Origin of the sequence: Agrobacterium sp. Azo12 (genome assembly GCF_029193765.2) — a bacterium.
Lineage (GTDB): Bacteria > Pseudomonadota > Alphaproteobacteria > Rhizobiales > Rhizobiaceae > Agrobacterium.
The window spans coordinates 868,456-880,826 of record NZ_JARFYO020000001.1 but is presented as its reverse complement, the minus strand read 5'-3'; the positions used below and the strand labels follow the sequence as shown (position 1 = coordinate 880,826).

At 56.1% G+C, this 12,371-nt stretch carries 12 protein-coding genes and 1 other RNA gene; 4 read left to right on the top strand and 9 right to left on the bottom strand.

Features of this window, described 5'->3' with window-relative positions:
* Nucleotides 1–94: 94 nt before the first annotated feature.
* From PYL13_RS04000 to rimP, 3 genes are all read right to left on the bottom strand, one after another.
* On the bottom strand, nucleotides 95–784 hold the full coding sequence (locus PYL13_RS04000) for an RNA-binding protein (RefSeq protein WP_250983553.1): 690 nt from the start codon (nucleotides 782–784) through the stop codon (nucleotides 95–97).
* Entirely contained in the window at nucleotides 781–2,385 is a 1,605-nt protein-coding gene (gene nusA, locus PYL13_RS03995) for a transcription termination factor NusA (protein ID WP_192486976.1), read from the bottom strand. The genes PYL13_RS04000 and nusA overlap by 4 nt, the downstream gene beginning before the upstream one ends.
* Nucleotides 2,386–2,451: 66 nt before the next feature.
* Nucleotides 2,452–3,042 carry a ribosome maturation factor RimP gene (gene rimP, locus PYL13_RS03990; RefSeq protein ID WP_259147548.1) on the bottom strand — a complete coding sequence of 197 codons (591 nt, stop codon included), beginning with the start codon at nucleotides 3,040–3,042 and terminating at the stop codon, nucleotides 2,452–2,454.
* Nucleotides 3,043–3,305: 263 nt separating this feature from the next.
* Here rimP and PYL13_RS03985 point away from each other — a divergent pair, with 263 nt between their 5' ends.
* The gene (locus tag PYL13_RS03985; protein ID WP_259147549.1) at nucleotides 3,306–4,934 is read left to right on the top strand and encodes an MFS transporter; all 1,629 of its coding nucleotides are present in this window, start codon (nucleotides 3,306–3,308) and stop codon (nucleotides 4,932–4,934) included.
* A 16-nt stretch (nucleotides 4,935–4,950) separates the two neighbouring features.
* On the opposite strand, the gene PYL13_RS03980 is transcribed toward PYL13_RS03985, so the two are convergent.
* Both PYL13_RS03980 and recR read right to left on the bottom strand, forming a co-directional pair.
* The gene (locus PYL13_RS03980; protein WP_250983710.1) at nucleotides 4,951–6,198 is read right to left on the bottom strand and encodes a lytic murein transglycosylase; all 1,248 of its coding nucleotides are present in this window, start codon (nucleotides 6,196–6,198) and stop codon (nucleotides 4,951–4,953) included.
* Between the two features lie 113 nt (nucleotides 6,199–6,311).
* Entirely contained in the window at nucleotides 6,312–6,917 is a 606-nt protein-coding gene (gene recR, locus PYL13_RS03975; protein ID WP_192486973.1) for a recombination mediator RecR, read from the bottom strand.
* A 54-nt stretch (nucleotides 6,918–6,971) separates the two neighbouring features.
* Between recR and PYL13_RS03970 the strand changes: the two genes are divergently transcribed.
* Nucleotides 6,972–7,586: an MOSC domain-containing protein gene (locus PYL13_RS03970; RefSeq protein ID WP_250983550.1), complete on the top strand. Its 615-nt coding sequence runs from the start codon at nucleotides 6,972–6,974 to the stop codon at nucleotides 7,584–7,586.
* Between the two features lie 46 nt (nucleotides 7,587–7,632).
* Here PYL13_RS03970 and PYL13_RS03965 read toward each other — a convergent pair whose 3' ends face one another.
* The 3 genes from PYL13_RS03965 to ffs form a co-directional block, all read right to left on the bottom strand.
* On the bottom strand, nucleotides 7,633–7,956 hold the full coding sequence (locus PYL13_RS03965) for a YbaB/EbfC family nucleoid-associated protein (RefSeq protein ID WP_192486971.1): 324 nt from the start codon (nucleotides 7,954–7,956) through the stop codon (nucleotides 7,633–7,635).
* Nucleotides 7,957–7,982: 26 nt separating this feature from the next.
* Nucleotides 7,983–9,854: a DNA polymerase III subunit gamma/tau gene (locus PYL13_RS03960; protein WP_275640539.1), complete on the bottom strand. Its 1,872-nt coding sequence runs from the start codon at nucleotides 9,852–9,854 to the stop codon at nucleotides 7,983–7,985.
* Between the two features lie 77 nt (nucleotides 9,855–9,931).
* Nucleotides 9,932–10,028, bottom strand: an RNA gene (gene ffs / locus PYL13_RS03955) — signal recognition particle sRNA small type.
* 31 nt (nucleotides 10,029–10,059) lie between these two features.
* Here ffs and PYL13_RS03950 point away from each other — a divergent pair.
* Together PYL13_RS03950 and nudC are read left to right on the top strand one after the other, a co-directional pair.
* Nucleotides 10,060–10,524: an HIT domain-containing protein gene (locus tag PYL13_RS03950; RefSeq protein WP_192486969.1), complete on the top strand. Its 465-nt coding sequence runs from the start codon at nucleotides 10,060–10,062 to the stop codon at nucleotides 10,522–10,524.
* Complete coding sequence (gene nudC / locus PYL13_RS03945) at nucleotides 10,524–11,501, top strand: NAD(+) diphosphatase (protein ID WP_250983547.1); 978 nt, start codon at nucleotides 10,524–10,526, stop codon at nucleotides 11,499–11,501. The genes PYL13_RS03950 and nudC overlap by 1 nt, the downstream gene beginning before the upstream one ends.
* Here nudC and PYL13_RS03940 read toward each other — a convergent pair.
* Entirely contained in the window at nucleotides 11,492–12,361 is an 870-nt protein-coding gene (locus PYL13_RS03940) for a prephenate dehydratase (RefSeq protein WP_250983546.1), read from the bottom strand. The genes nudC and PYL13_RS03940 overlap by 10 nt on opposite strands.
* Between the last annotated feature and the right edge of the window lie 10 nt (nucleotides 12,362–12,371).

Here is a 12,371-nt window from a genome sequence, read left to right as displayed (position 1 = left end):
CGTTCCTTCGGACGCGGGCCGGATGACAAACATCAGGCCCCGTCGTTCAATTGCTGTATCCGAAACACAGCGTCGACCTTAGCCGATAACCGCGTCATTCTTCATTCCGGCCAGCGCCGCCTTCTGCCCCGGACTGACCGCCATCGCGATACCTTAGGAGCATGTTTGCGCGCTTCACTACACCCTCACCTGCCTGCCCTGCAAGCACGCAAGCGTGGATAAAAGCATTCTGACCCATCAACTCGTCCATTTCTGCCGCAGTAAACGGCCGAATGGACGGTATTGCTGCCTCGGTTTCCATTCCGAGATGCCAGGCCGTTCGGGCCTGGTTTATTTTCCGAACGCCGTCCGGCGCCGCATCAGCGGCATGGAAGACGGCAAGGGCTGCACCGGAACGCACAGCCGCATCGACTTTTGTTGCGCCGGTAATGAATTGGCTGGCCTTACGGGCGAGGTTCATCATTCCGGCAAGCTGTTGCACCAGAAGCCTGTCAACCATGTCGACAAGCTCAGGGCCAGCCTTCACTTCCTTTTTGAAAGCGCGCGCGAAGAGCTTCTTCGCAATTGCTTTCTCCACATATTGCCGCTCGGCCTTCACCCAGCAGCCGCGACCCGGCAGTTGACGCTTGATATCCGGGACGACAACGCCGTCAGGACCAAGTGCAAACCGGATCAAATCATCTGGCTTGTCGCTCTCGCGGGTCACAATGCACATGCGACCGTTGATAGCGCCGAAGCCGTCATCCTCGATGACGGCATCCGACTGGCGTAACTTGCCACTCATTCCTGTTCAGCGGCGTCTGCCTCCTCCTCAGCAGGCTGCTGGGCATCCAGGTCTTCCTGGGTGATCCAGCCAGCGAGCAGACGAGCCTGAACAACCATGTTTTCAGCTTCAACGCGCGAAACATCGAGCTTCGAGAAGATACCCTCGAACTTCTTGGTCTCACCGTCCTTGCGTTCGCTCCAACCAATCAGGTCGTCAGCAGCGCAACCGGCAAAGTCTTCAACGGACTTGATGCCATCTTCACCGAGAGCAACCATCATCTGCGATGTCAGACCTTCGATCTGCAGCAGTTCGTCGGAAACGCCGAGTTCCTTGCGCTTAGCATCCATTTCCGCTTCGACGCGCTCAAGATATTCGCGTGCACGGGTCTGGATTTCGTTTGCAGTGTCTTCGTCGAAGCCGTCGATAGAGGCGATTTCGTCGAGGTCGACATAGGCAAGCTCTTCAACCTGGGCAAAGCCTTCGGATGCCAGAACCTGACCGACCATTTCGTCAACGTCGAGTGCATCCATGAACAGGTTGGTGCGCTCGTTGAATTCCTTCTGGCGGCGCTCGGATTCTTCCTGCTCCGTCATGATATCGATATCCCAGCCGGTCAGCTGCGATGCCAGACGTACGTTCTGACCACGGCGACCAATGGCCAGCGACAGCTGCTCATCAGGAACCACAACTTCGATACGCTCTGCATCTTCGTCGAGAACGACCTTGGCCACTTCAGCAGGCTGCAAGGCGTTGACGATGAAGGAAGCCGGATCCTGGCTCCACGGAATGATGTCGATCTTTTCGCCCTGCAGCTCACCAACAACCGCCTGAACGCGGGAACCGCGCATACCAACGCAGGCGCCGACCGGATCGATCGAGCTGTCGCTGGAGATAACGGCGATCTTGGCGCGCGAACCCGGGTCACGGGCAACCGACTTGATCTGGATGATGCCGTCGTAGATTTCCGGCACTTCCATGGTGAAAAGCTTGACCATGAACTGTGGATGGGTACGCGACAGGAAAATCTGCGGGCCACGCTGTTCGCGACGCACGTCGTAAACATAGGCACGAACGCGGTCACCGTAACGCATGTTTTCACGTGGAATCATCTCGTCACGACGGATGATGCCTTCGCCACGGCCCAGATCAACGATGACATTGCCGTATTCAACGCGCTTCACGGTACCGTTGACGATCTCGCCGATACGATCCTTGAACTCGTCGAACTGACGGTCACGCTCGGCTTCACGCACCTTCTGCACAATAACCTGCTTGGCAGACTGCGCAGCAATACGACCGAAGTCCATTGGTGGCAGCGGATCAGCAATGAAGTCACCGATCTTGGCATCCGGATTGCGATCACGCGCCAGTTCCAGCGGGATCTGCGTGGAATAGTCTTCGGCCTTTTCGACAACCTCGAGAAGACGCTGAAGGCGAATTTCACCGGTCTTGGAATTGATATCCGCACGAATGTTGGTTTCAGAACCATAACGCGAGCGGGCAGCTTTCTGGATGGCGTCTGCCATCGCGGCAAGCACGATTTCGCGGTCGATAACCTTTTCGCGTGCCACAGCATCGGCGATCTGCAAAAGCTCAAGCCGGTTTGCACTCACTGCCATTTGTTCGTCTCCGTAAGTCGCATGATTGCGTTAGCTGCCCCCTCTTTGAAGGGCATTACGTTGGAATTATTCTTCGTCGTTTTCTTCGTTCTGGTTGGCTGCAGCCGCTTTCGCCTGCTTGTCAGCCTTCAATGCGTCACGAATGAGATCATCGGTCAGCACCAGCTTTGCGTCAGAAAGAGCATTGAACGGAATAACAACCGTCGGCTCTTCGCCGTAGGCAATCTGATCACGCTCTAACGTAAAATCGTCCGCACCGATTTCGGCAATCTTGCCGCGGAACCGCTTGCGGTTATCAACCAGGATCGATGTTTCGATCTTTACCAGATGACCCTGCCAGCGCGAGAAGTCGGACTTGCGCACCAGCGGTCTGTCGATACCCGGTGAGGATACTTCCAGATGATACGCCTTTTCAACCGGGTCTTCTACATCCAGAACCGGAGAAACCGCCATTGAAACTGCTTCGCAGTCCTCAACGTTCATCGTTCCATCCTGACGCTCAGCCATAATCTGGAGCGTTGAGCCATTTTGGCTGGAAAGTCGCACTCTGACAAGAACGAAACCCATGCCAGTCAGAACAGGTTCGACAATGTCGGCAATCCGACGATCAACTCCTGTTTCAACAATAAGCCGTGGCTCGGTAGTGTATTCCGACATATGCGTCTTTCCGGTCCGTTTTCTCAACTGGGACCACTTAACGAAAAAGAGCGGAGCCTTGCGGCTCCACTCTTCATCAAGTGATCAAGAATTTGAACCATATATAACCCGTCATCCCCCCAATTGCAAGGACGGCGGCAGAAAGGCAGTGGATATTGCCATTTGTCACAATTTAACCGCTTCCACACTTCAAACGGTGGCATCCTTCATTTGTGTGTTTATACTCACGCAAAACAACTGACATCAAAATTACTGGACAGGCCGTGCCGGACCGGAAATCGCCTCTTGCTCCCCTTAGACACCAGACCTATCGCACCATCTGGATAGCCAGCCTTGCATCCAATTTCGGCGGCCTTATTCAGGCTGTCGGCGCGGCCTGGATGATGACGTCCCTGTCCAGTTCGGAGAACATGATCGCGCTGGTTCAGGCCTCGACCTCGCTGCCGATCATGCTGTTCTCGCTGATATCAGGCGCGCTTGCCGACAGTTTCGACCGGCGCCGCATCATGATCTCCGCGCAGTTCCTGATGCTTGTTGCTTCGGTCATGTTGACGGTGTTCGCCTGGCTCGGCTGGCTGTCACCGTGGCTGCTGCTGTTTTTCACCTTCATGATCGGCTGCGGTACTGCCCTCAACAACCCGTCCTGGCAGGCATCGGTTGGCGAAATGGTGCCGCGTGAAGATTTGCCGGCCGCCGTGACGCTCAACAGTGTGGGTTTCAACATTACCCGCAGTGTGGGACCGGCAATCGGTGGTGCCATCGTTGCCGCAGCAGGTGCTGCAGCAGCTTTTCTTGTCAATTCACTCAGCTATTTCGCGCTGATCTACGCGCTGATGCAGTGGAAGTTGCCGGCACCGACCTCACAATTGCCGCGAGAACATCTGGGTGCCGCTATCTCTTCCGGTATGCGTTATGTGGCGATGTCACCCAACATTGGCAAGGTGCTGGTACGCGGTTTTCTATTTGGCCTGTCAGCCAGTGCCATCCTGGCCCTCATGCCCGTTGTGGCGCGTGACCTGGTACAGGGCGGCGCCTTGACTTACGGCGTGATGCTGGGCGCTTTCGGTCTCGGCGCCATTGGCGGTGCGCTGATCAGTGCGCGGTTGCGCGAGGCACTTTCCAGCGAATGGATCGTGCGTGTTGCCTTCCTCGGTTTTGCCTTTAGTTCCGGCATGACGGCCATCAGCACCAACGCCATACTCACGAGCCTTGCGCTTACCATAGCTGGCGCCTGCTGGGTGCTGGCGCTATCACTGTTCAACACTATCGTGCAGCTTTCGACGCCGCGCTGGGTGGTTGGACGTGCACTTTCTCTCTATCAGACCCTGACCTTTGGCGGCATTGCACTGGGCAGTTGGGTCTGGGGTGCGCTGTCGGAAATCCATGGTGTTTCCTTTGCCCTTCAGCTTTCCTGTCTTCTGATGCTGTTTGGCGTGCTTGTCGGCTATTTCCTGCAGATGCCAGCCTTCGCTTCGCTGAATCTCGATCCGCTGAACAGGTTTGTCGAACCGCCTCTGCGCCTCGACATCAAACCACAGAGCGGTCCCATCGCCATTCTCATCGACTATGAAATCGACGATTCGGACCTTCCGGAGTTCATGGCGCTGATGACCGAGCGCCGGCGTATCCGCATTCGTGACGGGGCACGTAACTGGAACCTGATGCGCGATCTGGAAAACCCTGACATCTGGACGGAAAGCTACCATGTTCCGACATGGGTGGAATATGTGCGGCATAACCACCGCCGCACCCAGGCGGATGCGGAGGCCTGGGACAAGCTGTTGACGCTGCATCGTGGCGACAAACGTCCTCGCGTTCATCGCATGATCGAACGCCAGACCATTCCGCCAACCGATGACATCTTTCACAAGGCCCACACCGACCATCATTGATGGTCGGCTTGATGGGTCAGCGCAGCTTGGTTTTCAGGGTTTCGTCCGGAAAACACGTCGGCGCGATATTGGATTTCGATTGCCAGTCACCGAGAGAGCGACGGGTTTTGAAACCAGCCAGTCCATCCGCCTTGCCAACGTCATAACCCTTGGCAACCAGTGCCTTCTGCATGGCCAGCACATCTGAGCGCAGCATCGAACCAACCGCCCCCCATTCACCGCGGAACGGACCGGCATTATAAGCGATGCGGTCTGCAAGATTACCAATGAACAGAGCGTAGAGGTCGGAGTTGTTATACTCCTTAATGACATAAAAATTCGGTGTCACCAGAAACTCTGGGCCGTGGCGGCCCGCGGGTACCAACATCATGCCAGCAGCATCCAGATCGTTCGACGGAAAGCCCTTGCCGCTAATGCGAGTGATGCCCATCGATGCCCATTGTTTGACGGGTTTGGCCAGATCCGGACCTTCCTGCGCGCAACTGACATTGGCGGGGATGGAGACTTCAAAACCCCAATCGCGGTTTCGTTGCCAGCCCTTCTTGGCAAGGTAATTGGCAATTGATGCCAGACTGTCGGGCACCGAGTTCCAGATGTCGCGACGGCCGTCTCCGTCAAAATCGACCGCATATTCAAGGTAGCTGGACGGCATGAATTGCGGCTGCCCAAGGGCTCCGGCCCAGGACCCCATCATACGGTCGGCAGCGACATCTCCGCTATCGACGATATGCAAGGCGGCAATCAACTCATTGCGGAACATGTCCTTGCGGGTAGACATGTAAGCCTTCGTCGCCAGCACATCGATGACGGAATGCGGCAGCTTGGCACGGCCAAATCCGGACTCCCTGCCCCAGACGGCAACAAGAACTGAAGCAGGCACCCCATAGGTCTGCTCGATACGGCGCAGTGTCGTGGCATGCGTTGAAGCTAGCCCGCGGCCGGTTGATGCCAAGGCCTGCAGGCGTTTTTCCGAGAAATAAGCTCCCGGGGATGAAAATTCGGCCTGGCTCTGGCTTTGTTCCTTCGGCGGTTTTTGTCCGGGGATGACCAGATCCGGCAGCTGCCAGTTGATGGAGATGCCGTTCAATGTGCGTTCAAGCGTCTTTTGGGAGACCCCAGCCTTGCGGGCTTGCGGCCAGACTTCCTTTTTCAGCCAGGCATTAAACTCCGCGTCATAACGGGCCGCAGCAGCAGCTGGCGGTTTTGCCGTCTGTGCATTGGCAGCCGATGACAGAACCAATGGAAAAACGGTGGCGGCAAGCATGGAAAGCCATCTGGTTTTCATTTTCTCTCCCAATAAATCAGCTCCGATGCTTCTCGGAAATTTACGGCATATATGTGCCTGAACGCAGGATTTTTACCCGCCGGGACCGGATTTCAGATCGTCGTGCGCGCCCTGAGGGCTGCAGTCAGCGTACCCTCATCCAGATAGTCCAGCTCTCCACCCACCGGCACGCCATGCGCAAGGCGCGTAATCTTGACGGGCAAACCCGCCAGTCTATCGGTGATATAATGCGCAGTTGCCTGCCCCTCGACGGTGGCGTTTACGGCAATGATGATCTCACGAACTTTTTCATCATTGGCGCGGTCGATGAGACCGATAATGTTCAGGTCTTCCGGACCAACTCCGTCCAGAGGCGAAAGGGTACCGCCTAGAACGTGATAGGCAGTGTTCATAGCACTTGCACGCTCCAGCGCCCATAGATCAGACACGTCTTCGACCACGATGATGACTGAATGGTCGCGGCGATCGTCTGAGCACACGGTGCATGGATCAATCGTATCGACATTGCCGCAGCAGGAGCAGATCTTTACCTTGTCATAGGCCTCGCCCATGGCATGACCAAGCGGGCCGAGCAGTTGCTCTTTTTTCTTGATAAGATGAAGCGCTGCGCGACGCGCGGAACGCGGACCTAGTCCCGGCACTTTTGCCAGAAGCTGGATCAGTTTTTCAATTTCAGGACCAGTGACTCGTTTTGCCATAAGCATTCTCTACTGCATAAAAGAGACAACGGGAATCAGGAGCGAAAGCATCCCATGAAAATTCAGGCCATTTGCCTAGCCGATGCACAGATCCTGCCGGGCAAAACCAGCAAGACCGGTATATTCAAACACCCGGTAAACGGTGCCGTCATGGTCGATCGCGAAGGCCTTGTCGGTGATGCTGTCTGCAACCGCAAACATCACGGCGGACCGGATCAGGCCATTTATGCCATGGGCTCGGCCGATCTCGATTACTGGTCTCGTGACCTTGGTCTGACCGTTGAACCGGGATTTTTTGGCGAAAACCTCGTCATCGATGGCATCGACAGCGCAAAACTACATGTCGGCGACCGGTTGACGATGCAAGAGGTCGAGTTGGAAGTGACCGCAGCGCGTATTCCCTGCGCCACCTTGTCTGCCCGCATCGGTGATCCAGACTTTGCACCACGCTTCAAGGCAGCAGGCCAGCCGGGGTTTTATTGTCGCGTGCTAAAAGGTGGATTTCTGCAGGCTGGTGAAGCGGTGGAATTCACGCCCTACCAGGGCACGAAACTGCCCATCCCCATTGTGCTTCAACGTTTTCGGCCCAGTCGCCTGAGCGAACAGGAACGGATTGCCTATCGCGACACGCCGCTTGCATCCCGTTTCCGCGCCATGCTGGAAAGTTGAAGCGGCTTTTGCAAAACCGCTTCAAACATGTCGGATCAATGAGCGCTTAGAACGGGAACTTCATGCCGGGCGGCAGTGGAAGACCGGCGGTGAGGCCAGCCATCTTTTCCTGCGCCTGGGCTTCACCCTTCTGTTTTGCATCCTTGTGGGCTGCAACAATCAGGTCTTCAAGGATTTCAACTTCGTCTTCCTTGAACAGCGAAGGATCAACCTTCACACCACGCATTTCGCCTTTGCCGTTCAGAATAACGGTCACCAGACCGCCACCGGATTTGCCTTCGATTTCAAGGGCGGCAATTTCTTCCTGCACCTTTTCCATCTTGGCCTGCATTTCCTTGACCTTGCCCATCATACCCATGATGTCACGCATGTCGTAACTCCTTGAATTGCTTACTTTCAGAATTCGATGTCGTCGCCCGGCAGAATATCACCTTCACTGGATTCAACGACCGCTGGCGGTGGAATATTCTCGTTATCGTCAGGCAATGGGGCGCGAATGCGCACGTCGGTGATTTTTGCACCGGGATATTGTGACAGGATCGCCATGATGTCCGGATCCTGGCGTGCGTCGAGCATACGAGCCGTGCGCGCATTGCCTTCGGCTTCAACCAGCGTCGGTTGCCCCTGCTCCTTGCTGAGGCTGACAATCCAATGAATGCCGGTCCATTCCTTGAGCTTTACACCCAGTTCACCTGGCAAGGTTCCCGGCGCGCCCTCACCCAGACGGATATCGAGCTTGCCCGGCTCCAGTCGTACGCCGTGCACGAAGTTGCGCACCTTGGCTTTCATCACCGGATCGCGGTTCTTGCCGCAGAGATCAGCAATATCCTGAATGGAATTGACGGGAACGCTTGGTTCCGGACGTTCTTCCGTGCGGGGTGCTACGACCTGCATATCCTGCGGGCGGCTATCCGGCACTGCACGCAGCATTGCGGTTGGTGCGGGTGATGCCTGCCGCTGCGGTGCCGCCATCGATTGGGCCGAGGCGACCGCCTGGACGGATGAATAGGACGCACGTGCGCCACCACCATTGCCGCCGCCGGATGGCATTGGCGAACCATTGCTATCGCCAGCAGCGATATCCTGCAGACGGCGCGCAGCATCCTCCGGTGATGGAAGATGCGCAGCGTGGGTCAGGCGGATCAAAACCATTTCTGCCGCACCGGCAGGCCGCGACGAGTTTTCCGTTTCCGGAATGCCCTTGAGCAGCATCTGCCAGATGCGCGACAAGGCAGATACGGCAACGCCCTGCGCAAATTCGCTGCCGCGGACACGTTCGATTTCCGACAGCGACGGATCGTCGGCGGCATCGGGAATATATTTCAGTCGCGTGACGAGATGAGTGAAATCGGCAAGATCATTCAACACGACAACTGGGTTTGCACCTGCTTCATACTGGCTGCCAAATTCCGACAGAGCAGCAGCGACATCGCCTTTCATGACGTGGCTGAAAAGATCGACGATACGGGCGCGGTCGGCAAGACCCAGCATGCCACGGACAGCGTCCGCCTCAACACGGCCACCGCCGTGGGCAATTGCCTGATCCAGCAAAGACAAACCATCACGCGCCGAGCCTTCGGCCGCGCGCGCAATCATTGACAATGCCTCCGCTTCGGCTTCGATGCCTTCCTTGCCGGCGATGGTCGTGAACAGGCCGACGAGATCTGCTGCACTGATTCGGCGCAGGTCGAAACGCTGACAGCGCGACAGAACGGTGATCGGTACCTTGCGAATTTCCGTCGTCGCAAAAATGAATTTTACATGCTCAGGCGGCTCTTCAAGCGTCTTCAACAGGCCGTTAAAGGCCTGCGTGGACAGCATGTGAACTTCGTCGATGATGTAAACTTTGTAGCGCGCCGAGACCGGGCGGTAACGCACCTGCTCAATGATTTCTCTGATGTCGTCGATACCGGTATGAGAGGCGGCATCCATTTCAATCACGTCGACATGGCGGCCTTCCATGATCGCCTGACAATGTTCGCCGGGTAAGCGCAAGTCGATTGTCGGGCGGTCAATTTCCGGTGTCTTGTAATTCAGTGCGCGTGCCAGAATGCGGGCCGTGGTCGTTTTGCCAACCCCACGAACGCCGGTCAGCATGTAAGCCTGCGCAATGCGGCCGGTTTCGAACGCATTGGTCAGCGTGCGAACCATCGGCTCCTGGCCGACCATAAGGTCAGAAAAATCCTTGGGGCGATATTTTCGTGCAAGAACGCGATAGCCAGCCGTTGGCTGCGAATCGGTTCCTGCTTTTTGTTCGCTATCGCTCATTGCCCTCGCCAGCTTTGCGTTTTGGCCTGTTTTACGGGCATAGCTGCCCGGCAAAAGCTGAGGCACAGGAAAAAAGGGTGGGAGGCTGGCACGGCGACCCGTGCCTGGCTCGTTAGGGCTGCTTCCTTCCGGACCTGACCCGGTTGGCGAGTGGCTCGTCCACCACCAACCTCCCGAAGGCACATATCGGCAATATCGAAAGCAAATGCAAGCCAAGCATTCAAAAAACTGCTATCACAATGAAAACATCCTATGGAGGAACCACTTGTCCACATTCAAACTGGATGAACGGATCGCGCGCGACAGCGAACTGATCACGACACTTGGCCTTTGTCAGCTGCGTTTGCAGAACGACAAAAGGTGGCCATGGCTGGTTTTGGTGCCGCAACGCAACGATCTGAGCGAAGTTTTTGAGCTGACGCCGCTCGATCAGGCCATGCTGACCTTCGAAACCAATATGGTCGCCGAAGCGCTCAAGACTGTTACCAAAGCCAAAAAGATAAACATCGGTGCACTTGGCAATATCGTCAGCCAGCTCCATGTTCACATCATCGCCCGCAACGAGGGCGACACGTGCTGGCCGGGGCCAATCTGGGGTCACGGTACTGCGCAACCCTATGACCATGCTGAAAAACGCGATCTCATCAAAAGATTGACCGGTGCTCTTTAATGAACAAAGCGACTATTTTCGATACTGACGCCCCGCATCCCGAAGCAAGTAATCTCACTGCATTTTCACAAAACGCCCTCGACCGCCAGGCCGAGAAACGCGACGATGATTGCGTCTCAACAGCGCTCGCCATTGAAGGTACGCATATTCTCGCCTTCACCACTGGAAAACTCGTTCTCAAACATGACGATCAGGTTCTCGATCCACTGTTTGCCGCCTATGAGCTGGCTGAACTGAAGCCCGATTTCGACAACGCAATCCTGCTAGGCTACAAGCAGAATGGCGAACCGAGAATTGCCGTACCGGTGCAGACAACGGAAGAAGAACTGGCAAGCCACTTCAAACCCGTGGATGCCCGTGCGCTGTACCGCGATCAACTGCTGGACGAGGACCTGTTGGGTGAAACAGCGCAGGCTGTCAGTCTGTTGCGCTGGAATGATGACAACCGTTTTTGCGGCCGTTGCGCTTCGCGCATGGATTTGAAAATCGGCGGTTACAAGCGAGTTTGCAGCAGCTGCGGCCACATGATTTTCCCACGCACCGATCCTGTGGTTATCATGCTGACAATCGATCTGGAGCGCGATCTTTGCCTGCTTGGCCGTGGCCCGCATTTTGCGCCGGGCATGTATTCCTGCCTGGCCGGTTTCGTGGAACCTGGTGAAACCATCGAAAATGCCGTTCGTCGCGAGACGCATGAGGAATCCGGCATTGCGGTTGGTCGCGTGCGTTATCACGCATCGCAGCCATGGCCGATGCCGCATACGCTGATGATTGGCTGTTTTGCTGAAGCAACCTCATTCGACATTACCCGCGATGAGGCAGAGCTTGAGGATTGCCGCTGGTTTACCCGTGATGAAGTGGCAGCACTTCTGGCTATGACTGGCGCGGACGGTCGCTCACCGCCGCCGAAGGGTGCCATCGCGCACCGGTTGATGCGCGACTGGCTGGAATGGGATCCGCGTGAGGATCAGACCTGACCGTTTTGCAAACGGCCACGCATCGGATGGCCTTTGTAAACGCCGAGAATGCGAACTTTTTCTGAGAAGAAACGCAGTTCCTCGAGTGCATGACGAACCGGGGCATCATCCGGATGCCCTTCAATATCGGCATAAAACTGCGTGGCCACGAACTTGCCACCAATCTGGTAGCTTTCGAGCTTCGTCATATTGATGCCGTTGGTCGCAAAACCACCCATTGCCTTGTAAAGGGCGGCCGGAATGTTGCGTACATTGAAGACAAAGGTGGTCACGATCACCTCGTTGTCGTCCTTGCGCTCTTCCCATTTTTCATCACGCGAGAGAATGACGAAACGGGTGACATTGTTTTCCGTATCTTCGACATTTTCCGCAATGATATCGAGACCATAAAGCTTGGAGGCCAGTCGTGGCGCCAAGGCGGCCATGGTTCTATCGCCCTTCTCCGAGACCAGCTTGGCGGCACCAGCCGTATCGCCCGCGACAACCGGTTTCCAGCCGTTGTTGCGGATGATCTTGCGGCATTGCCCCAGCGCATGAATGTGGCTGTGTACGGTCAGGATTTCATCACGCTTGACGCCCGGCAGCACCATCAGCTGAAAGCGGATCGGCATGAAATATTCGCCGATAATGTTGAGGCGGGACTCCGGCAACAGATGGTGAATATCGGCAACGCGACCGGCAATCGTGTTCTCGATCGGGATCATGCCGAGATCGGCCTCACCGCTTTCCACGGCCATAAAGGCGTCTTCAAATGTCGGGCATGGCAGTGGCTCCATGTCCGGGAACATGTCCCGGCAGGCCATATCCGAATTTGCGCCGAAATCACCCTGAAATGCTATGCGGTTGGTTTTCATTGTCATGGACAGTCCG

Bases quoted from the DNA above. Each gene is read 5' to 3' on its own strand.
- PYL13_RS03950 (WP_192486969.1), top strand. From the start codon at position 10,060: ATGCAAGCCAAGCATTCAAAAAACTGCTATCACAATGAAAACATCCTA.
- recR (WP_192486973.1), bottom strand. From the start codon at position 6,917: ATGGCAAAACGAGTCACTGGTCCTGAAATTGAAAAACTGATCCAGCTT.
- PYL13_RS03970 (WP_250983550.1), top strand. From the start codon at position 6,972: ATGAAAATTCAGGCCATTTGCCTAGCCGATGCACAGATCCTGCCGGGC.
- PYL13_RS03960 (WP_275640539.1), bottom strand. From the start codon at position 9,854: ATGAGCGATAGCGAACAAAAAGCAGGAACCGATTCGCAGCCAACGGCT.
- nusA (WP_192486976.1), bottom strand. From the start codon at position 2,385: ATGGCAGTGAGTGCAAACCGGCTTGAGCTTTTGCAGATCGCCGATGCT.
- PYL13_RS03965 (WP_192486971.1), bottom strand. From the start codon at position 7,956: ATGCGTGACATCATGGGTATGATGGGCAAGGTCAAGGAAATGCAGGCC.
- PYL13_RS03980 (WP_250983710.1), bottom strand. From the start codon at position 6,198: ATGCTTGCCGCCACCGTTTTTCCATTGGTTCTGTCATCGGCTGCCAAT.
- PYL13_RS04000 (WP_250983553.1), bottom strand. From the start codon at position 784: ATGAGTGGCAAGTTACGCCAGTCGGATGCCGTCATCGAGGATGACGGC.
- PYL13_RS03940 (WP_250983546.1), bottom strand. From the start codon at position 12,361: ATGACAATGAAAACCAACCGCATAGCATTTCAGGGTGATTTCGGCGCA.
- rimP (WP_259147548.1), bottom strand. From the start codon at position 3,042: ATGTCGGAATACACTACCGAGCCACGGCTTATTGTTGAAACAGGAGTT.
- nudC (WP_250983547.1), top strand. From the start codon at position 10,524: ATGAACAAAGCGACTATTTTCGATACTGACGCCCCGCATCCCGAAGCA.